This window comes from Klugiella xanthotipulae (assembly GCF_006716695.1).
Classification (GTDB): domain Bacteria; phylum Actinomycetota; class Actinomycetes; order Actinomycetales; family Microbacteriaceae; genus Klugiella; species Klugiella xanthotipulae.
In genome coordinates, this window is sequence record NZ_VFPN01000002.1 from 376,889 (window position 1) to 398,275 (window position 21,387).

Annotated in this window: 16 protein-coding genes and 1 tRNA gene; 10 read left to right on the forward strand and 7 right to left on the reverse strand. The window is 62.4% G+C overall.

Translation table 11 applies throughout. The features are described 5' to 3' along the window. Positions 1 to 25: 25 nt before the first annotated feature. Positions 26 to 358 carry a hypothetical protein gene (locus tag FB466_RS07865; protein WP_141917405.1) on the reverse strand — a complete coding sequence of 111 codons (333 nt, stop codon included), beginning with the start codon at positions 356 to 358 and terminating at the stop codon, positions 26 to 28. Between the two features lie 81 nt (positions 359 to 439). Here FB466_RS07865 and FB466_RS07870 point away from each other — a divergent pair, with 81 nt between their 5' ends. The 4 genes from FB466_RS07870 to FB466_RS07885 all read left to right on the forward strand — a co-directional run bounded on the left by FB466_RS07870 (position 440) and on the right by FB466_RS07885 (position 5,188). After that, entirely contained in the window at positions 440 to 1,144 is a 705-nt protein-coding gene (locus tag FB466_RS07870) for a winged helix-turn-helix transcriptional regulator (RefSeq protein ID WP_141917407.1), read from the forward strand. Beyond that, a complete protein-coding gene (mshD, locus tag FB466_RS07875; protein WP_170206069.1) occupies positions 1,101 to 2,033 on the forward strand; it encodes a mycothiol synthase in 933 nt (310 codons plus the stop codon). Before FB466_RS07870 ends, mshD begins: the two co-directional genes overlap by 44 nt. A gap of 69 nt (positions 2,034 to 2,102) precedes the next feature. Then, complete coding sequence (locus FB466_RS07880; protein WP_141917410.1) at positions 2,103 to 4,253, forward strand: RNA degradosome polyphosphate kinase; 2,151 nt, start codon at positions 2,103 to 2,105, stop codon at positions 4,251 to 4,253. After that, complete coding sequence (locus tag FB466_RS07885; protein ID WP_141917412.1) at positions 4,250 to 5,188, forward strand: NUDIX hydrolase; 939 nt, start codon at positions 4,250 to 4,252, stop codon at positions 5,186 to 5,188. Before FB466_RS07880 ends, FB466_RS07885 begins: the two co-directional genes overlap by 4 nt. Before the next feature lie 151 nt (positions 5,189 to 5,339). Here the strand turns inward: FB466_RS07885 and FB466_RS07890 are convergent, their stop codons facing one another. Beyond that, a complete protein-coding gene (locus tag FB466_RS07890) occupies positions 5,340 to 9,131 on the reverse strand; it encodes a DUF7507 domain-containing protein (protein ID WP_170206070.1) in 3,792 nt (1,263 codons plus the stop codon). A gap of 367 nt (positions 9,132 to 9,498) precedes the next feature. Between FB466_RS07890 and pstS the strand changes: the two genes are divergently transcribed. From pstS to pstB, 4 genes are all read left to right on the forward strand, one after another. After that, complete coding sequence (pstS, locus tag FB466_RS07895; RefSeq protein ID WP_141917415.1) at positions 9,499 to 10,596, forward strand: phosphate ABC transporter substrate-binding protein PstS; 1,098 nt, start codon at positions 9,499 to 9,501, stop codon at positions 10,594 to 10,596. A 108-nt stretch (positions 10,597 to 10,704) separates the two neighbouring features. Further along, complete coding sequence (gene pstC / locus FB466_RS07900; RefSeq protein ID WP_141917417.1) at positions 10,705 to 11,751, forward strand: phosphate ABC transporter permease subunit PstC; 1,047 nt, start codon at positions 10,705 to 10,707, stop codon at positions 11,749 to 11,751. Continuing rightward, positions 11,748 to 12,830 (forward strand): phosphate ABC transporter permease PstA, encoded by a 1,083-nt coding sequence (gene pstA, locus FB466_RS07905; protein ID WP_141917419.1) that lies wholly within the window; start codon positions 11,748 to 11,750, stop codon positions 12,828 to 12,830. Before pstC ends, pstA begins: the two co-directional genes overlap by 4 nt. 21 nt (positions 12,831 to 12,851) lie before the next feature. Next, positions 12,852 to 13,631: a phosphate ABC transporter ATP-binding protein PstB gene (pstB, locus tag FB466_RS07910; RefSeq protein ID WP_141917420.1), complete on the forward strand. Its 780-nt coding sequence runs from the start codon at positions 12,852 to 12,854 to the stop codon at positions 13,629 to 13,631. Positions 13,632 to 13,843: 212 nt separating this feature from the next. On the opposite strand, the gene FB466_RS07915 is transcribed toward pstB, so the two are convergent. Continuing rightward, a complete protein-coding gene (locus FB466_RS07915) occupies positions 13,844 to 14,488 on the reverse strand; it encodes a DNA-directed RNA polymerase subunit beta (protein WP_141917422.1) in 645 nt (214 codons plus the stop codon). A gap of 178 nt (positions 14,489 to 14,666) precedes the next feature. Here FB466_RS07915 and FB466_RS07920 point away from each other — a divergent pair. Beyond that, a tRNA-Lys gene (locus FB466_RS07920) sits at positions 14,667 to 14,742 on the forward strand. A 106-nt stretch (positions 14,743 to 14,848) separates the two neighbouring features. On the opposite strand, the gene FB466_RS07925 is transcribed toward FB466_RS07920, so the two are convergent. From FB466_RS07925 to FB466_RS07935, 3 genes are all read right to left on the reverse strand, one after another. Then, positions 14,849 to 15,961 (reverse strand): IS1249 family transposase, encoded by a 1,113-nt coding sequence (locus FB466_RS07925; protein WP_141916551.1) that lies wholly within the window; start codon positions 15,959 to 15,961, stop codon positions 14,849 to 14,851. Between the two features lie 113 nt (positions 15,962 to 16,074). After that, positions 16,075 to 17,949 carry an ABC transporter ATP-binding protein gene (locus FB466_RS07930; RefSeq protein ID WP_211344799.1) on the reverse strand — a complete coding sequence of 625 codons (1,875 nt, stop codon included), beginning with the start codon at positions 17,947 to 17,949 and terminating at the stop codon, positions 16,075 to 16,077. 94 nt (positions 17,950 to 18,043) lie between these two features. Next, on the reverse strand, positions 18,044 to 19,039 hold the full coding sequence (locus tag FB466_RS07935; protein ID WP_141917425.1) for a stage II sporulation protein M: 996 nt from the start codon (positions 19,037 to 19,039) through the stop codon (positions 18,044 to 18,046). 19 nt (positions 19,040 to 19,058) lie between these two features. Between FB466_RS07935 and FB466_RS07940 the strand changes: the two genes are divergently transcribed. After that, positions 19,059 to 19,880, forward strand: coding sequence for an RDD family protein (locus FB466_RS07940; protein ID WP_246054583.1), 822 nt, complete (start codon positions 19,059 to 19,061; stop codon positions 19,878 to 19,880). Between the two features lie 18 nt (positions 19,881 to 19,898). On the opposite strand, the gene ahcY is transcribed toward FB466_RS07940, so the two are convergent. Beyond that, the gene (gene ahcY, locus FB466_RS07945; protein WP_141917427.1) at positions 19,899 to 21,374 is read right to left on the reverse strand and encodes an adenosylhomocysteinase; all 1,476 of its coding nucleotides are present in this window, start codon (positions 21,372 to 21,374) and stop codon (positions 19,899 to 19,901) included. Positions 21,375 to 21,387: the final 13 nt, after the last annotated feature.

Here is a 21,387-nt window from a genome sequence, read left to right on the forward strand (position 1 = left end):
AGCGAGAAGATTCATGGGCACAAGTCTATGCCACGAGAGGGCCGAGGGCGGAGAACAATGCAACCACGATAAAAGCACCCGCAACGCTCAACGCTGTGCGGTCGATAAAGCCCCTCTTCTGTGCGGTGCCCAGCTGAAGGCCAAACGTCAACAGGGTGGCACCGGCGAGGACAAAGAGAAGCCACTCAAACCGAAGCCCGTCACTCACCCACACGCTCACAGCCGCTGAGGCGAGCGCTGCGACAACCCACACAATCACCATCCGGGACAGGTGCCAGTAACTACCGTCAATAACAACCTCTGAGCCCTCTCCCCCCGAGGATGAGTGTTCGCCGCCGCCAGCCTGTTCTTCTGCCATAGTCCTCATTCTGACATGATCCCCCTGACCCGCGGACAAAATACGGGTAGTATTGCCACGAAGTAAGACTCGGGAGGATGTGTGGCTCAGCTTCTTGTCCTCACCAGTGCGGGCGAACATGATGCCCTCCCAGCGCTTGGGCTCCTGAATCATCAGGTGCGATTTATCCCCTTGACCACAAGCCATCTTCTCGGTGCCCCCGAAAGCGACCTCATCCTCGTGGACGCACGCCGGGACCTGGCCGGGGCAAAGTCGCTCTGTACCTCCCTTCGGTCGGCAGGGATCTCCACACCGGTCATCGTTATTCTCAGCGAGGGCGGGTTCACCGCCATCGGAGCCGGATGGGGCGCAACAGACGTGATTATCGCCACGGCGGGGCCTGCCGAGACGGAGGCGCGCCTCCGGATGGCGCTCGAGCAGGCCGCGGTGGACCCCCCCAGCATGCGTATCCACGCCTCCGGAGTCACGATCGACGAGGCCAATTACTCAGCCAAGGTCAGGGGTAAGCCGCTCGACCTCACCTATAAAGAGTTTGAACTTCTCCGATTCTTCGCATCACACCCCGCACGAGTATTCACCCGAGAACAGTTACTCAGCGAAGTGTGGGGCTACGACTACTTTGGCGGAACCCGCACTGTGGATGTTCACGTACGACGACTGCGGGCCAAGCTGGGCGACCTAGAACAGCTGATTGGCACCGTCCGCAACGTCGGCTACCGCTTTAACCTGGCAGAGGATGAGAATGACCGCACCAGCACACGTACCGTTTTACCTGACTCCCGCTGACCCCGGCGGGGAGCTAGCCGGGCCAGTCGCGGCCCTGATCTCGAGGGTGACCGCGGGCGACGGCATCCCACCCTTCTCCGACCAGGGACTGGTGGAGTGGCGAACCGGTCGCCGCTCGCTCACCGTGGCGCTCGGCAGCGCATCGGCCGATCTCCTCGGTGCCGCGCTCCGAGGAGAAGACGAACTAGAGCTCACTGTTGACCCGGCCCATCGTCGGCGCGGCGTGGGGACAGCCCTCCTCGCCGACGCGCTGGCCCAGCGCAGGGGCTCGCTGCTCTGCTGGGCGCACGGCAACAGCCCCGCATCGGCTGCACTGGCCGGACGGCATGGCTTTGTGCCCGTGCGAACGCTGCTCAGACTCAGTGCGCCCGTACCCCGGACAATAGGCGCGACGCCCACCAGCACCGACTACACGGTGCGCCCCTTCCAGCCGGGTATGGACGACGACGCCTGGGTGGAACTCAATGCGCGCGTCTTTTCCAACCACCCGGAACAGGGCAAGCTGACCCGCCAAGACCTTGCCGAGCGCCAAGCCGAGTCCTGGTTTAACCCGGAGGATTTCCTGGTGTTGACCGGACCTGATCACCGCCTCGTCGGATACAACTGGCTCAAGATCACGGAGCGGCACGGGGAAAGCGCTCCCCCAGCGGGGGGCCGTTCCGGCGAGGTCTACGCCATCGGTGTCGCGCCGGAGGCAGCGGGTCACGGCCTGGGTCGGTTACTGCTGCAACGCGGGTTTGACCGGCTTCGCGAGCGAAGCATCCCGAGCGTGTCACTGTATGTGGAGGGTGATAACACGCCAGCGCTGGCCCTGTACCACAGCTCAGGATTTGAAACAGAGGCCACGAGCGTCCAGTACCGCAGAGAGGCCCACCCCGAGCAACCGTAATCTCGGCAATGCTATGTAGTCGCAACAAATAAGCCCGCCGCCTCGGCCAGATACTGCCAAGATAGTGTTATGAATGAGTTATCTGCCTCCGCCCCGGTCGATGTTGTCCCTGGTGTAAGCCCCTCCTGGGCAGAGCTCCCCGCAGACCGGTATATTGACCGGGAAATGAGTTGGTTAGCTTTTAACCAGCGCGTGTTGGAGCTCGCCGAAGATCCCAACCTACCCGTCCTCGAACGGGCCAACTTTCTGGCCATCTTTGCCAGCAACCTTGACGAGTTCTTCATGGTGCGCGTCGCCGGGTTGAAGCGCCGTATTGTCACGGGATTGGCGCTCCCCACAAACGTGGGCCGTGCGCCACACGATGTGCTGGCAGACATCTCCGTCAAAGCACATGAATTGCAGGCCAGACATGCCGCGGCCTACCAGGATCTGGTAGGCCCCGCACTCGTTGAGGCAGGCATCCACGTGGTCACCTGGGACAGCCTGGATGAGGCAGATAAGACGATCCTCTATCGGCACTACTCACAACATATCTACCCCATCCTGATGCCACTGGCCGTAGACCCGGCACACCCCTTCCCCTACATTTCGGGCCTCTCCCTCAACCTATCGATTCGGGTACAGAACACGAAGACAGGCAAAGAAGAGTTCGCGCGGCTCAAGGTACCGCAGATGATGTCCCGCCTCATCCGGGTGGATGCGCGCGAAGACCTCGATTACGTGCGCTATATCGCGCTCGAAGACCTGATCGCCAACCATCTCGATGGACTCTTCCCCGGGATGAAGGTCCTCGACCACCACGTGTTCCGCGTGACCCGCAACGAGGATGTCGAGATCGAGGAAGACGAGACCGAGAACCTCATTCAGGCTTTGGAAAAGGAGCTGCTGCGTCGTCGTTTTGGCCCGCCCATCCGCCTGGAAATCAGCGAGGACATGGACGAAACAACACGGATGCTGCTACTGCGCGAGTTCGACATCACGGAGCAGGAAGTTTATGTGCTGCCTTCCCCCATCGACCTGCGTGCGCTCTTTGTGCTGGCCAAAATCGACCGGCCCGAACTGCACTATCCCAACCACGTCCCCACAACCAATGTGTGGCTCAAGCCCTCAAACCCCAACGAGCGCGCCGATATCTTCAAGGCGGTCTCCCGCCGCGAGGTCCTCACCCATCACCCCTACGAGTCATTCACGACGAGTGTGCAAGCCTTCCTGGAGCAAGCCGCAGCTGACCCGCACGTGCTCGCCATCAAGCAGACCCTGTACCGCACTTCGGGTGACAGTCCCATCGTGGCAGCACTGATCAAAGCCGCCGAGTCGGGCAAGCAGGTGCTCGCCCTCGTCGAGATTAAGGCCCGCTTCGACGAAGAGGCCAACATCTCGTGGGCCCGCAAGCTAGAGAAGGCTGGCGTGCACGTGGTGTACGGCATTGTGGGGCTGAAGACCCACTGCAAGCTGGTGCACGTGATCCGCGAGGAGAAGGGTGTACTTAAGCACTACAGCCATATGGGCACGGGAAACTACAATCCCAAGACCAGCCGCATCTACGAAGATTTGGGTCTCTTTACCTCGTCAGAAACGGTGGGCAAAGACCTGACCAAACTCTTTAACGTGCTCTCGGGATACGCGATCGAGAAGAAATACAAGCGCCTACTTGTGGCCCCTCTCCACCTGCGCAACGGCCTACTCGCCCGGATCGAGACCGAGGCAGCCAACGCACGCGCCGGACTCCCGAGCGGCATCAAGATCAAGGTCAACTCAATCGTAGACGAGGTCATCATTGACGCCCTCTACCGTGCGAGTAGCGATGGTGTGCCCATTGACGTATGGGTACGCGGAATCTGCGGGATCAAGGCGGGGCAACCCGGGTACAGCGAGAACATCCGGATCCGCTCCATCCTTGGACGATACCTGGAACACTCGCGCATCTTTGCCTTCCACAACAGCGGAGATCCGGACGTCTTAATTGGCAGCGCGGATATGATGCACCGCAATCTTGACCGACGCGTGGAAGCACTGGTCAAGCTCACCGACCCCGAGCACGTGGAGCAGGTTCTCGACATGTTCACGCTATGCTTTAGCGACAAAACTGCTGGGTGGACTCTCGAGCCAGACTCCACCTGGACTCGCACCCACCTCGATGCCAGCGGGCACCCGCTCGAGGATATGCAAGATCGACAAATGACCCTGGCGATGTCGCGCCGCAGAACAGGAGCCCGATGACGGACCTCGTCTACGCCTCCGGTGCCGTGTGTTGGCGTCGAGTAGGCGACGAGCTGATGATATTGCTCATCCACCGTACCCAACACAAGGATATTTCCTTCCCGAAGGGAAAACTTGACCCGGGCGAGACGCTGCCCATGACGGCTGTGCGCGAGGTGGAGGAGGAGACCGGACTTGCCGTGTCTCTCGGCGCAAACCTGGGCAGTATCCACTACCCGCTCCCCAAGGGGCGCGAGAAGTTTGTGCAGTACTGGGCCGCCGAGGTCTCGGAGGAGGCCGTTCAACGGTCCACCTTCATGCCCAACAAAGAGGTGGATGCCCTCATCTGGACCCCCCTGAAGAAGGTGCGCGCGGCCCTCGACTATCAGCAGGACAAGGAGATTTTCGACGTCTTCCTCGCCCTGGTCGAACGGCAGGCACACGACACCTTCTCTGTGGTGCTGCTGCGGCATGCTCAGGCGGAGCCCCGCGGCGAGGCGTTTCCCGTTGATCATCTGAGACCGCTCACCGGGTTGGGCCGCGGGCAGTCGCTCACGATTGCCCCCACTATCGCGGCGTTTGGCCGGGCCAAAATCCTCAGCAGCACCGCGGTGCGTTGTCGGCAAACCTCGGCCCCACTGGCCACGCTAACGAGCAAGAAGGTGGCAACCACGGAAGACCTCAGCCAAGACGCCTGGGACGAGGGCACAGGCAATCTGCGCGGTGTTCTCGGCAAGGTGGTGCGGCAGCGGAAGAACGTTGTGCTGTGCAGCCACCGCCCCGTGTTGCCCGATATTGCGCGCGAGCTGGTGCTGGCCACCGGCACCATCCCGGGTGGCTATCTGACCGAGTCAACGGATCTTCCGGTCTCCGGGTTCTCCGTTTTCCACCTCTCACAGGAACACCCGAGCTCCGGCATCCTCTCCATCGAGACGTACCCTAAGCTCCTGTCTTAGTCGTCATCACAGAACCGCTAACTGGCCGGGCACCCCGTGGTGCCCGGCCAGCCACTCGTTAACCGGAACACTACCCGGCGGAGGAACCCGCGTTAACCGGCGACTGCCCCCGCACAACCAGGGTTGCGGGGGCAGTCATCGTGTGAGCGGACTATACCGTGCGACGGCGGCGGCGAGCTGCCAGCAGCGCCCCTCCCCCGAGGAGCAGTATTCCAGCGAGCATCCCGATACCACCATCGGCACCCGTGATCACCAATTCATCCGGAGCGGTGAAGAGAGACGCAGAGGCATCGTCTTCAGCGGTCAGGTTCTCCCGGGGGTTGGCGGGGTCGGCCGCGGTAACGGTCGCAAGATTCGTATAGCCCTCGGACAGGGCATCCTGCGGAATGATTCGCGTAACAGTCTCGCCCGCCTTAATCAACGGGATTGTGGCGTAGTGGCCCAGCGCCGGATCGCCTAGCGCCACCTTGACCAGCGGATAGTTACCCGTGTTCGTGACACTCAGCCGCCAATAGACGCTATCACCGCTGCCAACTTTAACCGTCTCACCCCAGGAGCCATCGGCCGAGACCGAGACATCCTTGGCAATGGTGATTCCCTTAACGAGGCCGTAGTAGAACGAATCGTCGGCAGCCATCAGATCTGCAGCCCCCTGCTGGGGCGCCCTGGCTGAAGCCGTCACGGTGTTCTGGTACTGCCCTTCCCGAGCGGTTCCGGTTGCGGAGAGAACCTGCGACTGGCCTGGCGCAAGGGATGCAATCGTCTCGGTGAAGACGGTGTCTCCCGCGCTGTCCACATCGGCGACCTCCACGTTCGTCAGCGGCAACGTGCCCGTGTTAGTAACGGTGTACTCCCACGCGACCTCATCACCCGGGGTGAGGAAGGGTCCGGGGGCCGACGCCACATCCGTGCCATTTGTTGTCTTGACAACGGTTAGGCCGGAGGTACCCGCCAGGTACCAGGATTCATCCTGGGCGGGTGCGACGGGAGCGGCGAGAGTAGTACCGAGGTCATCCACCGCGACAGCGTTGACCGTAGCAGTGTTATGGTACTGGCCGGCGATGGCCGGGGCACTCGCCGTGAAAGTACGGGTCTGACCGGGTAGAAGCGGCCCGGTCGCGGTGCTCGTGGGGACAAGCGTACCCGTCGCACCGGAGCCATCAACAAAGGCGTCCTCAACCGTGATCTGGTCGAGAGCGACGTCTCCGTCGTTGGTGACTGCGTAGGTCCATTCCACCGTGCTGCCCGTAGCCACAACGGCTCCAGGGGCGGCTGAGACGTCGATGCCATTGGTCTTCTTGACCACCGACATCTCGGGGTGTGCATCCGCAGCAATCTGCGCCGGGTTCGAGGAAAGCGAGCGCTGCGCACTGTGGTACACCGCGTGGGCCTCGACCGTGTTGGTGGCCTCGGTGAGGTAGCTAATTCCCGCAGGAACCTCAGTCGCCGGAACCTCCAGGGTGAAGTCCGCACCCACGTTCAGCTCCGGGACTGTAACACGGAACGCCGTGGCACCCGTCGGTGTTGTAGACCAGCTTCCGGTATCAGCCGAGGTAGCATCAACGGAGTACTCGACCGTCGAACCGGCGGGAGCGCCCGTAACCGGCGAGGTGAGCGTTACCCCAAAATCAGAGTTACGCGTGTCACCGTCGAAGGGCATCCTGTCAAAGACCACCAGGTCGCTCACCGGGTCAGTCAAGACGTTCTTCACGTACACCTGCCAGTCAGCCGTACCGGGAGAGGCAACGGAGGCAAATGTTGACCAGGGCCGCGACGCATCACTGCGGACAACTTTACCGATGAGCAGCCCACCTGCAGTTGCGACCGTGGACTGCGCTGAGGCAACAGCCACGCGTGTGAGGTTAGCGTCCAGATCGAAGCTATCTGCCGCGTAATACGAGGGCCAGTATCCCATCCGAAGCGTTTTAACAGCATCATCGTTGGTGTAGGCCACCGAATACGTGTTCACACCCGTTCCCCCCGAGGCATAGGCCTGTGCCAGCACCGTCACAGGAACGTTGTACTGGAAGCCCAGACCCTCGTAGCGGTTCTTGGGCGAACCGGCCAAGCGGATGGATTCCAGCGTGTCAAAGGTGAAGACCACGACCTGATGATCGCCATCCGCTGCGGTGACCGTGTTCGTGGTAATCGTCAGGCCGTTCCCGGGGGCGGGAACAGGAATGTTTGAGGTCACCGTTGTCGGTGACACCCGAGACACTCCCACCGTGGGATCGTAGAACACACCGACCGGGAGCACCACGTTCATTACCGAGTTATCAAAGGAACGAACCGGGTCCAGGTTAGAGATGTTTGCCACGTAGTTGGCTGGTGAGCCCACCGTCAACGAAGCCGGTGCCGCGATGGTGGTAATGATCGGAACCTGGTCCTCCACAGTTGTGGTAGCACTGTCGTTCACCGTGGTGACGGCGGCTCCACCCTCCAGCACACCCGAGGTTACAGCGGTGTTTTTGAGCGTGACAGAGCTGCCAGCGGCACCCTTGTTGATGGGGATATAGCTGGTGAAGACCTCCACCTCGGAGTTGTGGTGAATGGCCGCGTCCGTTGCTCCAGGCGACACAGTGACACGCCACCCCGTGATGCGCTCGCCACGGCCCAGATTCAGCACCTGCCGGTACCCCTCCGAGACGAAGCCGTTTGACCCGCTCGTCTGCGTGTTCAGGAACAGGCTCTGTGCCGTGGTCAGGCCCGCACCGTACGTTTTCCAGTCGCTACTCGCGGTTGTGGTGTACTCAAACGTATACGGGATATCGGCCCGAATCAGCGTGGAATTGAAGCCCACCCGGAGACGGTAGACATCGCTCTGTGCATAAAAATCGGCATTTTCTGCACTCTGGGCAGAAGAATCCTCCAGCACGATACGGTCGAGACCCTCGGAATCCACATCGTTCAAGAATGACCCGGCAACTCGGAAGGCGGGAAGCCAGTCTCCGTTGTAGTAGGTGTAGTTATCGCTGTTCCCGTCAACGTATGCATGCTTTGTCATGTGGAGGCGTTTGTCGGCCCCCTGAATGATTGCCGGAGAGGAGGCGGTTGCTGTCGGCCGAGCCTGCCAGGTTCCGCTGAAGTCACGAACATCGAGCGCCACAACGTTTGCGGGGGGAGTTATCCCAGCGGCAAATGCGCCCTCAGGGAAGTTCACGGTAATCCAGAGTTGATGGTCCACATCATCCAGATGGGCCTGACTCGGACCGTACGGCGTGCCCGTGCGCTCCCACACGGCAGTCTGTCCTGTCGCCGCACTGCCGGTAACCGTCCAGGCACCGCCCACGCTGGAATAGGTGTCCGTGATCGTTGCACCGGCCGGCAGGGTATCCGTGAGACGCTGGCCCCACGAGGTGAGCGTGTCGGACTGCTCACTCGGGGTATCGGTACTCACGTTGAAGTAGTAGGTGACATCCCGGTTGTTACTCCCGACCACGGTCACAGCGGACTTCACCGGCGAGTAATTGAGGTTTCCGGTGATGCGGGTACTGGCCGTGGCCGGAGCAACCGCACCGCCGGGACCGTCGCTACCGGACAGGGTCGTGGTGAGCACCGTTGAGGTATCCATCTTCTCGGGCTCGACAGGTTTGACCGTAAAAATGAATGTGCTGAGACTCTCGGTCAGGTCTCGCAGGGTGAAGATGACGACTCCCGTCGTGGCATCGTACGTATACGACTTCACCGCCGAGTCTGGGCCAACGGGTACGGCCTCGAAGGCCAGGCCCGGGGCGAGTTGGGCGGTGAGCACGATGCCCGTTGCCGGAGAGCCGACCTGAGCATCCGCATCCACCGTTACGGTGTATGAGAAGCCCTGCCGGACGGCGACCGAGGCTGGTGCCTCGATCTCAACCGTGTAGTCGCCGATAGCCGCGGTGGCTGCTCCGGCTCCCGTGACGAGAAGCACGCTCGCGGCCAGCAGCGTTACTACTGCTAGCGCCACGCTGCGTAACCAATGTTTTACTGTGGATTTTTGTGTCCACGACGATGACGTCATGTGCCCTACCTAACTTGCGCACCGCATCCCAATCCCGTGAGAGGCGAAACGAATTTTCCCAAAAATAAATGGTCGTACACGTATACAAGACGAGATGCTGCCCGGATCGTGACGCATGACCCGATCATTTAGCAGACATACAGCCCGTCAGTACAAGCAACACGGTAGCACCATCTTTAATGCGGAAAATCCGCCCAGCGTTAACCATCCGTTCACTCTCAGGGGGGAGACTCGTCACCGGCGGTGCCTAGTGTTCAGAACGAACCGGAGGGTTCTTCACAGCACCACTTACGCAATAGAACGGACACTGTACGTGAGATTCTCAACCACGAGCACGGCGGTCGCGCTGGCCGCTATCACCACTCTCGCCCTTACCTCCTGTGCCGCCAACGAGTCCGGCGGAACCACCTCCACCAGCGACGGGGCGGCACTCAGCGGCACCATTGCCGGCATCGGAGCGTCTTCTCAGGGCAGCGCCCAGGAGGCCTGGATTGCCTCGTTCCAGACCGCAAACGCCGACGTGACGATCAACTACTCACCGGACGGTTCCGGTGCTGGCCGTAAGGCATTCATCGCCGGTGGTGTCGCCTTTGCCGGCTCAGACTCCGCCCTGAACGATGAGGAGTTGGCTGGCTCCTTCGGCTCATGCGCGGCCGACAGCACAGCAATTGACCTCCCCGTCTACATCTCGCCAATCGCCGTGATCTATAACGTGGACGGCGTGGACAACCTCAAGCTTGACGCAGCCACACTCGCCAAGATCTTCAAGGGAGACATCAGCACCTGGAACGACCCGGCCATCGCGGCACTCAACCCGGACGCAACTCTGCCGAGCGCCAACATCACGCGGGTCAACCGCTCGGATGACTCGGGCACCACCAAAAACTTCAGCGACTACCTTTTCCAGAACGTCCCCAAAATCTGGGACGCTGAGCCCGCCGACGCTTTCCCCTACACGGGTGGCGAAGCGGCTAAGGGAACCTCCGGGGTTGCGGATGCCGTGGCGAACGGAACCAACACGATTGGCTACGCTGACGCCTCCGCCGCCGAGCCCCGTAACCTGAATGTGGCCGAGATCAAGGTGGGAGACAAATTCGTCGCTTTTTCACCCGAAGCTGCTGCAGCAGTCGTTGACGCTTCACCCTTGGCCGAAGGTCGCGGTGAGAACGACCTCGCGATCACGATTGACCGCACCACGACCGAGGCCAACACCTACCCGCTCGTGCTGGTGAGCTACATCATCGCCTGCCAGGAGTACTCAGACCCCAACACCGCCTCGATCGTGTCGTCGTACCTGAACTTTATCGCCAGCCCCGAGGGCCAGAAAGAAGCGGCTGACAAGGCCGGATCGGCACCCATCTCCGACTCGCTTTCCGAGAAGGTGACCGCCGCCATCGGCACCATCAAGTAAGACTCAACCGGGGTGTGTGCGGTGATGCAGCACACACCCCGGTCGTTGTTCATCATCCACCACCAGCGACAGAGAACCGCGAGCGCGGGCAGAAAGGCAGCACCGTCCATGAGCGACACCAGCGTGCAGGACACCGGACAGGACAGCCTGCGCGATACTCCCCGCTCGGCAGAGACTCCGCCGCAGGACCATCAGCCGCGAACCCAAGAACCACCGACCACCACCGGCACCCCCCGACGACCCCTGCGCCGCCTGGGGGATCTGCTGTACTCGGGCACGTCGCGCACCGCGGGTATCTTGATCCTCGTCACCCTCGCGGCTGTGGCGATCTTCCTGGTGGCCCAGAGCATCCCTGCGCTCACCGTTGATCCCGCCGAGTTGAAGGGTGCCCCCACAAGTTTCTGGGTCTATGTGGCCCCGCTCGCGTTTGGGACCGTGTGGGCCGCCGCCCTCGCTCTGCTTTTCGCCCTGCCCGTGGCGATTGGTATCGCCCTCTTCATTTCGCACTACGCGCCCCGCAAACTCGCCCAGGGCCTCGGCTATGTGATCGACCTGCTCGCCGCCGTGCCCTCCGTGGTCTTCGGCCTGTGGGGCATCAAAGTGCTCGCGCCGGGTGTACAGCCCGTCTACGCGTGGCTGACCGAAAATATGGGCTGGTTTCCGCTGTTTAGTGGCCAAGCCTCCGGAACCGGACGTACCATCCTGACCGTCGCTATCGTGCTCGCGGTCATGATTCTGCCGATCATCACGGCACTCTGCCGCGAAGTATTTCTCCAGACCCCTCGCCTGCATGAGGAGGCCGCGCTTGCCCTCGGGGCGACACGCTGGGAGATGGTGCGGGTAGCGGTGCTGCCGTTTGGCCGGGCCGGGATCGTCTCGGCCTCAATGCTCGGCCTCGGCCGTGCGCTCGGCGAGACCATGGCTGTGGCAATGGTGCTCTCACCCGCGACCGTGATCAGCTTTGCTCTGCTCACCTCTAGCAACCCCACCACGATCGCGGCCAATATTGCGCTCAACTTTCCCGAGGCGTTTGGCGTCAACGTCAACGCACTCATCGCCACCGGGCTGGTGCTCTTTGTCATCACCCTGCTGGTCAACTCGGTGGCCCGCATCATTGTCAACCGCCGCAAGGCCTTCTCAGGGGCAAACTCATGACAACGGCAACACTCTCCCGCCCCCGCGCCAACCCACTGACGGCGGGGCGGCTGCCCCGCTGGGCTCCGTGGGCACTCCTGGTCACCAGCATGGCTGTCTCCGCGATACTCTTTGCCCTCGTCATGCTGTCGGAGAAGAGTGACGAGCTCAATCTCTTCGGCATCCTGCTGGTGGGAGCCGTGCTCTACGCGGTGCTCATCTTCACGTTTGCCTGGCTCGCAGAGGGCCACCGGCGTGCGGTTGATCGGCTGATGACCACGCTCATCACGAGTGCGTTTATTCTGGCACTTTTCCCACTTGTCTCGCTGCTATGGACCGTGATTGCCGGCGGCCTCGCCCGGATGGACTCCGAGTTCTTCAGCTACTCAATGCGCAATGTGACCGGTGAAGGCGGCGGGGCCGTGCACGCCATCCTGGGTACGCTACAGATCACGGGGCTGGCCACGCTCATCTCTGTGCCGGTAGGCCTCTTCACCGCCATCTATCTCGTGGAGTACGGTCGCGGCTGGCTCGCGCGGGCAATCACCTTCTTTATCGATGTGATGACGGGAATCCCGTCCATTGTCGCCGGTCTCTTCGCTTTTGCCCTGTTTGCGATGTTCTTCGGCCCGGGCGTACGGATGGGGTTTGGCGGGGCGGTGGCGCTCTCGGTCCTGATGATCCCCGTGGTCGTGCGCTCCTCCGAGGAAATGCTCAAACTCGTGCCCAACGAGCTACGCGAGGCAAGCTTTGCGCTCGGCGTGCCCAAGTGGTTGACCATCTCAAAAGTAGTCATCCCCACCGCCATTGCCGGCATCACGACGGGCGTGATGATCTCGATCTCGCGCGTCATCGGGGAAACCGCTCCCCTGCTCATCATCGCCGGCTTCACCACGAGCATGAACTACAACATGTTCAACGGGCCCGTGATGACGCTGCCGGTCTTCGTCTACAACTCCTACGCCAACCCCGGGACAGATGTGGGCGCTTACCTCGACCGCGCCTGGGCCGGGGCGCTCACGCTCATCCTGATCGTGATGCTCCTCAACCTCGGAGCCCGCATCATCGCCCGCGTCTTCTCACCCAAGCTCAGCCGCTAGTCGCCACCACGAAGGACAACCGTGTCAAAACGAATCGAAGTCTCTAACCTCAATGTGTACTACTCCTCCTTCCTGGCGGTCGAGGAGGTAAACCTCACGATCAACCCGCGCAGTGTGACAGCGTTCATCGGCCCGAGCGGTTGCGGCAAGTCCACACTTCTGCGCACGCTCAACCGGATGCATGAGGTGATTCCGGGTGCTCGTGTGGAAGGTGAGGTGCTGGTAGACGGCAATAACCTCTACGCCAACGGGGTTGACCCGGTGCTCGTGCGACGCCAGGTGGGCATGGTTTTCCAACGCCCCAACCCTTTCCCCACGATGTCTATCCGAGAGAACGTGCTCGCCGGGGTGCGACTCAACAACCGCAAGATCTCCAAATCAGATGCGGAGGAGCTGGTGGAGCGCTCCCTCGGTGGAGCCAACCTCTGGAACGAGGTCAAGGATCGCCTCGACAAGCCCGGGTCGGGTCTCTCGGGTGGCCAGCAGCAGCGCCTGTGCATTGCACGAGCAATCGCGGTGTCCCCCGACGTGCTGTTGATGGACGAGCCGTGTTCAGCCCTCGACCCGATCTCCACCCTCGCCATTGAGGACCTGATCGAGAACCTCAAGAAGGACTACACGATTGTGATCGTCACCCACAATATGCAGCAGGCCTCGCGCGTCTCTGACCGCACGGCGTTCTTCAACATCGCGGGCACGGGCAAACCGGGCAAGCTGATCGAGTACGACGACACCACCACGATCTTCTCCTCACCCTCGGTGCAGGCCACCGAGGACTACGTGTCGGGCCGATTCGGATAGTGCGCCACCAAACGAGGGAAGGCCTGCCCCCAGGGGCGGGCCTTCCCCGTTAACAAGCGCGAGTGCCGGACCACAGAAACGCCTCTCGGCGGAAGGCCGCTCGAAGCGGCAATTTTTGGAGCCCGGGGTTACTGTGATCCGGCAAAAAGTAGCTTACCGCACTCGTTGGACCGCAGCACGGGCCCTACGGTCACGGCGACTAACCGACTCATCTAATCGAGCGAGCCAGACCGCCAGAGTGAGGCCACCGAGCGAAAGTCGTCGGCAAACTGCGAGTAACGCAGTCCACGCGTGGTGAGAACCTGTGCCCGCTCGGGCTCACCTGCTTCGACATCCGTGGCCAGATCGATGTAGCCCGAGCGCAACACCCGACAGAACGAAGCCGCGCGGTCGAGCGCAATTCCGAGGTCGCCGCTGAACACACCCGTGAGTATCCGATCACTCAGCGCGGATATTTCCTCCGGGCCGGTGGGGGCGACGGCACCGGACACAACGGGGTCAATCGTGCTGAGCGCCTCAGCACCGCGACGATAGGCATAGGCCGTTGATTCGGGGTCGTTGCGCACAACAGCGCGAACCAGGTACAACCGCCACAGCGCACCGGGCAGTGATCGAGCACTCGCCTGAGACCACAGCTGCGCAATATCGTCGAGGCCACCGTTCGTGTCGGCCACCAGCATCCGCTCAACAATGTTCTGGGCTACCCCCTCGCGGTCAGTACTGCCGCGCACCCGATCCAGCAGCGCCCAGGCCGTATCGCGAGCCAGGGTGTAGTGCACGGCCGGGTCTTCGGCACCCCAGTGATCGTCAAACTCGTGGGTGGGCCGCAGGACGGGCCGATGAAACTCTTCCGACATTCGGTGGATGTCCCCATTTTCTCTCGTGCGGGTCGTACCCGGCCAGGATAGTTCAGAACAGCGACGGTACCATCGATTGAGCGCCCCCGCCCGGATGTCACGATTGAGGGCGGGTACCCCAGCTCATTACCAGGGACGATTAAGTACTCGGCCCCAATTCACGATAGGTTAGTCGGGCGGGCCTGTAGCTCAGTTGGTAGAGCATCGGACTTTTAATCCGCGGGTCGCGGGTTCGAGCCCCGCCGGGCCCACCACAAACCCCCGGCAGATGCATAAAGCATCTGCCGGGGGTTTAATCGTGTCAACGCCGTGGGCCACACGTGGCTTATAGGACAAAAAGAGTGGATGGCCCCGGGTGCGTCATCCGCTGCCTGCCCATCCGGCGCGTACCCAGAGGCCTTCGCTGGCGTCGAGGCCGGTGTCGTAGAGCGGTGGCTGGTCTGTTTGTTCGGCTGGCTCGGTGGTGTTGTCTGGGGCGGGTTCTGGTGTGTGTTGGATGAGTTCGTGTGCGCGGTCAGAGGGGATCTCTTTCAGTGTGAGGAACCATTCCGCGGCTCGTTTCATGTGTACTTCGCTCATTCCGCGATGGTTCCGCAATACCGTCCTAATGCCGTTGTTGATCCCGCCCTCGAGTGGCGACGTGGTTCGAGCATTTCCGTGTTCGAGGTATGTGAATAGGACCCCTTTTCGGTTGAGGCTGTGGAGCAGATTCCAGGCTTTGCGTAACCGGTCGTGAGTGTATCCCCAGTTTCCGTCACGGTATCGGGTGCGTTCTTTCGTGAGGTGTCCGTATGCCTGCCACCACACGTTCAGGAGTTTCTGCCACTCGATCGCGTCGTGAATGGTGGTGACTTCTGAAAGCGCGCGACCGATCTGCGCGAGGTGCTTGCCGGCGCCTGTTTTCGGGTTGAGGGTGAGGTGACGGCGGAGGTTCATGCGGACGTGGAAGATGCAGCGTTGTATCCGGGTGGCGGGCCATTGTTGGCGGAGCGCAGACGCAATCCCGGTGCCACCGTCACAGACCACGACCGTTGGTGCCGGGAGACGTTCCAGGAGTGCCAGCCACGCCGCAGTTGATTCTCGCGCGCACCATTGCCACGCCAGCACTTGCAACGATTGCGTGACCGCGATGAGTAGACACCAGGAACCGATGTAGATGCCGTCGACCAGGATCGTGTGGTGCGCGGTCGTGACGGGACCCAGGCGGGGTTCAATATCCCAACACCACCTCGTTGAGCGTCGAAACTGCCGCGCGGCAGACGGGCCACCGAGGTCAGCCTGGGAGTGCTTCCCGGCAAGCCAGCTCAGGAACTCGTGGAGTTGATGTCGCTGTGTGAGATCGGCACGTTTTCGGGTCGCGGAAGCCCCGCAATTCGGGCAACGCCAACGCTGCGTGCCAGAACGATGTCTCCCGTTCTTCACGAGCTTGGAATCGCATACCGCACATTTGCCGGAGTTGGGGGTGTTTGGCACTCCTAATCATGCCGGGGTATGACCAGCGCCGTTCTGCCTCATGATCACGGGGCTAGATCAAGATCTCATCCACTCTTTTTGTCCTATAACCCCCACACGTGGTACGGCACCGATTATGCGCTCTCTCTCACGTCCCGCTCGCGGTACAGTTCGGCGTACAGCCCCTCGGCCGCCATCAACTCGGTATGCGTACCGCGCTCCACAACACGCCCGGCACGCACCACGTAGATGCAGTCGGCATTGCGCACGGTAGAGAGGCGGTGCGCAATCGAAATGGTGGTGCGCCCGCGGGATGCCTGATCCAGAGCATCCTGCACGATCCGCTCCGAGGTGGAATCTAGGGCGCTCGTGGCCTCGTCGAGGATCAGGATATCCGGGTCTTTCAGTAGCACCCGCGCAATCGCCACGCGCTGCTTTTCACCGCCGGAGAGCCGGTAGCCGCGCTCCCCCACCACGGTGTCATAGCCGTCGGCGAACGACTCAATCGTGTCGTGAATGTTGGCCGCACGCGCCGCCGCGCGCAGTTCCTCATCGGTGGCATCGGGCCTGGCGTAGCGCAGGTTCTGCGCGATGGTGTCGTGGAAAAGGTAGGTCTCCTGACTCACGATGCCCACGCGGGCGACGAGCGACTCGTGTTGCAGATCGCGCACATCAATCCCGGACACTCGAACGGCCCCGTCGGTCACATCGTAGAGCCGCGGGATGAGGTAGCTGAGGGTGGTCTTCCCCGAGCCAGAGGGCCCCACAAACGCCACAAACTGGCCCTCCTCAATGCGCAAGCTCACACCGTTAAGGGTGGGGGCCGGGATCGCGTCGGGGTCAGCGACAGCCGCGGCCACGGCATCCGGGTACTGAAACGACACCCGATCCAACTCGATACTGCCAATGCGCTCGGGCACCGGCTGGGCTCCGCGGCGGTCACGGATCGCCGGGGTCATATCGAGATACTCAAAGATGCGGGCAAAGAGTGCGGTGGAGGTCTGCACATCGAGAGCCACGCGCATCAGGCCCAGAAGCGGGAACATGAGCCGGGATTGCGCCGCGGTGAAGGCCACGATGGTGCCGGCTGTCACCGTGGCCACGCCCTGGCCGATCATCAGACCGGCCAACAGGTACACGACCGCGGGGATGCTCGACAGGAAAATACTCACGGTGGCAAAGAACCACTGCCCACTCATCGCCTGCCGCACCTGCAACCGCACCTGCTCGCGGTTGGCCTGACGGTAGCGCTCCACCTCGGCGGGCTGACGGTTGAAACTCTTGGCCAGCAGAACCCCCGAGACGCTCAGAGTTTCCTGCGTAATCGCCGACATCTCGGCAAGCGACTCCACCGTGGCCGAGGCGATTCGAGCCCGCACCCGGCCGATGCGGCGCTGGGCAAGCACCAGAACGGGCATCAGGATGAACGCCACAATCGTCATCTGCCAGCTCAGTAGCAGCATAGCAACGGCCGCCGCGATCACCGTAACGGTGTTGCCCAGCACATTGGATACGGCGTTGGTGAGTACCCCGGCCACACCGCCCACATCGTTTTGCAGGCGCGATTGGATGCTGCCGGTTTTCGTTCGGGTAAAAAAGTTAAGCTCCATACGTTGCAGATGCTCAAACATCCGTGTGCGCAGGGAACCCATGACACTGTTGCCCACCGAAGCGGTGAGATAGGTCTGCCACACCCCCAAGCCACCCGTGAGGGCGAAGAGCGCAATCATCATGACCGTCAGCCGGACGAGCAGGGACAGATTGAGTCCGTCGGGACTAAACAGCGCATCGTCAAATACTGCCCGCGTGAGCAGCGGGGGAAGCACCGAGAGCGCCGCGCTGAACAACACCAGGATGACAATGAGGATGAGCGGGTTGCGATATCCGGCAAACAACCCCCGGATGCGTCGAGACAGGTGCGGGATCTGCGGGGCGTCGGCATTGAGGCGACGTTGGAGATCCTCGTCGGCGGAACTGATCCGCCTGCCGCCACCTCGTCCACCACCCATGCTCATCCGGCCAGTCTACGTCCACCGGGGGGTGCCACGTGGAACGGTCCGCCAGCGCATAAAGCGTACATCGCACGGAAATTTGCGAGTGGCTCTACCCAGCCGTGAGCTGGGTGGCCCCCGCCTCGAACTCGTCGAGGTCACCCGTCTCTCCGGCCCGCACAGCCCGACCACCCAGCACCAGCATGTAGGCGAGAAACAGACCGAACGCGCACAGGCCAATTCCGATCTTGACGGGCCACGGCCACGGCTGCGGAGTCACAAAACCCTCCACGATACCGGAGACAAACAACCAAAACGCGAGGCCAACGGCCACAGTGATGAGCGCCCTTCCCTCTGCGGCAAGCGACACCAAACGGGTGCGCGGCCCGGGAGCTACCCAGGACCAGAACAGCTTCATACCGGCACCGGCAGCCACAAAAACACAGGTGAGTTCGAGCAAACCGTGCGGCAGGATGTACAGAAAAAAGGTATCCCCTTCGCCGTACGCAAACATCACACCGGCGGAACTACCCACATTCACGCCGTTCTGTAAGAGCATCACGGGAACAAACAACCCGGTGATGCCAAAAGCCAGGCACTGCGCCGCAATCCACGCATTATTGGTCCACACCTGACCGGCGAACGAGGCAGCCGGATTCTCCGAGTAGTAGTTGACAAAATCGTGGTCAACCAGCTGCTGAAGCTGCGCATCGGAGCCGAGGGCCGCGAGCATCCGCGGGTCGTTTGTTACTGAGAGAGCGGTGAGAACACCCACCACGATCACTGCGAGGCCTGCGGCAAGCGACCACCAGCGCGTGCGATAGAGGGCGGCTGGAAGGTGCACGGTAACAAACTGAGCGAGGGCCGTCAACGGGTTGCTGCGGGTGCCGGTGAAGCGCAGCCGGGCTCGGGAGAGCCGCACTGAGAGTGCGGTACCCTCGGCAGTATCCCCCGCTGCGGTACTGATCGCGGAAAGATGACTTGCCGCGGATTGGTAGCGATCAATGAACTCGTCAATGTGGGGACCGCTCAGATGCCGCTGGCGGGTGAGCGCATCAAGTCGCTCCCACTCGGCCCGGTGAGCATCAGCATAGGCATCTATATCCATCTGCTGGAATACTAGTCGAGTGAGCACCACAAGCGGTACCTATAGCGACGACCTCATCACGGGCGAGGCGGTCGCTCTGAGCGTCCGGCCCGCCGGGTTTATCCTGCGCGGGGCCGGTCTGATGATCGACGTGCTCGTGACCCTCCTCTTCACCGGGGCACTCCTCCTTGCCGCCTCGCTGGCACTCGCCGCCAGTGACGCCGACGAAGCCCTCGCCCGAACGGCGGTCCTCAGCTGCATTGTGATCGGCCTTGTTGTGATGCCCACCCTGGTGGAGCTTCTGACCACGGGGCGATCACTCGGCAAGCTCGCGACCGGCGTGCGCATCGTACGCGACGATGGCGGGGCCATCCAGTTTCGGCACGCCTTCATCCGCGCGCTCGTCGGGTTTGCCGAGATCTACGCCACGGGTGGCGGCGGCGCAGCGCTCACCGGGCTACTCTCCCCCACCACCAAACGACTCGGTGACCTGATGGCAGGCACCTACGCGCAGCACGAGCGGGTGCCACACCCGACGAGTCGGCCCGCCTTCCTGCCGCCCGAGCTCGTCGGGTGGGCACAGGTTGCAGATGTCGCCCCCTTACCTGACCCCCTCGCCCGCCGTATCGGGCAGTTTCTCGCCAATGCACCACGGATGCTGCCGGAAGCGCGTTCCACCGTGGCCGCGGGACTGGCCGTCGAGGTATCCCCCTACATATCACCCGCCCCCGGCGGGGAGCCACTGGCCGCGCTCCAGGCAGTGATGAGCATCCGGCGACAGCGCGAAACCGCCGCGCTCGCCCGCGAGGCGGCCCGGCTCGCCCGGCTAGAACCGACGCTCACGGGGCGACCACCGGTCTAGCACGGGACGCGGGCGCTGTCAGTAGCGGTAGTTCTCACCCTTGAAGGGCCCCTCAACGGGCACCCCGATGTAGGCCGCCTGCTCGGGCGTGAGGGTGGTCAGGCGCACACCAAGCGCGTCCAGGTGTAGCCGGGCCACCTTCTCGTCAAGGTGCTTGGGCAGCACGTGGACGCCCACCGGGTAGCTGTCGAGGCGCAGGTACAGCTCAAGCTGCGCGAGCACCTGGTTGGTGAAAGAGTTACTCATCACAAAGCTCGGATGACCCGTCGCGTTGCCCAGGTTCATCAGACGACCCTCGCTGAGCACAAGAATGGAGCGGCCCGTAGGCAGCCGCCACTCGTGCACCTGGGGCTTGATGAGGACGGACTCGGCTCCGGCCAAGCTCTCCAGCCCGGCCATGTCGATCTCGTTGTCAAAGTGGCCCACATTAGCGACGACCGCGAGGTGCTTCATCCCCCGCATATGATCGACCGTGATGACGTTCTTGTTACCCGTGCAGGTAACGAAAATATCGACCTGGCCCACCACCTCCTCAATCGTGGCCACCTGGAAGCCATCCATCGCGGCCTGTAGCGCGCAGATGGGGTCCACCTCGGTCACGATCACGCGCGCGCCCTGACCGGCCAGGGCCTCGGCCGCCCCTTTGCCGACGTCACCGTAACCGACCACGAGGGCCACCTTGCCGCCGATGAGGACGTCGGTGGCGCGGTTGAGACCATCAGGCAGCGAGTGGCGGATGCCGTATTTGTTGTCAAACTTCGACTTGGTCACCGAGTCGTTCACATTGATCGCGGGAAACAGCAGCTCGCCCGCACGACAGAGCTCGTGGAGGCGGTGGACGCCCGTGGTGGTCTCCTCCGTCACACCGCGGATCTCGGCCGCAACGCGGCTCCAGCGCTGGGGGTCGGCCGCGAGGCTGTCACGGAGGAGGCCCAGCACAATCCGATGCTCCTCGTTCTCGGCCGTCTCGGCATCCGGAACAGCACCTGCCCTCTCGAAGGTCACACCGTTGTGCACGAGCAGGGTGGCATCGCCGCCATCATCAAGGATGAGGTTGGGGCCGGTCCAGTCGGCACCCGCCGCCGCGGCCTCGGCGCTCCAGTCGAAGATGCGCTCGGCGCACCACCAGTACTCGTCAAGAGTCTCGCCCTTCCAGGCGAACACGGGCACACCGGCGGGCTCGTCGGGGGTGCCGGTCGGCCCGACCACGACGGCGGCGGCGGCCTCGTCCTGGGTGGAGAAAATATTGCAGCTCGCCCAGCGCACCTGCGCGCCCAGGTCCACGAGGGTTTCAATCAGCACGGCCGTCTGCACCGTCATGTGTAGCGAGCCGGCGATCCGAGCACCGGCGAGCGGGCGCTGACCACGGTACTCCGCCCGCAAGGCCATCAGCCCGGGCATCTCCGCCTCGGCCAGCCGTAACTGGTGTCTACCGGCCTCCGCCAGGCTCATGTCGGCGATGCGGTACGAATCGGTCGTGGCGGGTGCGGTCATGATTACCTTCACA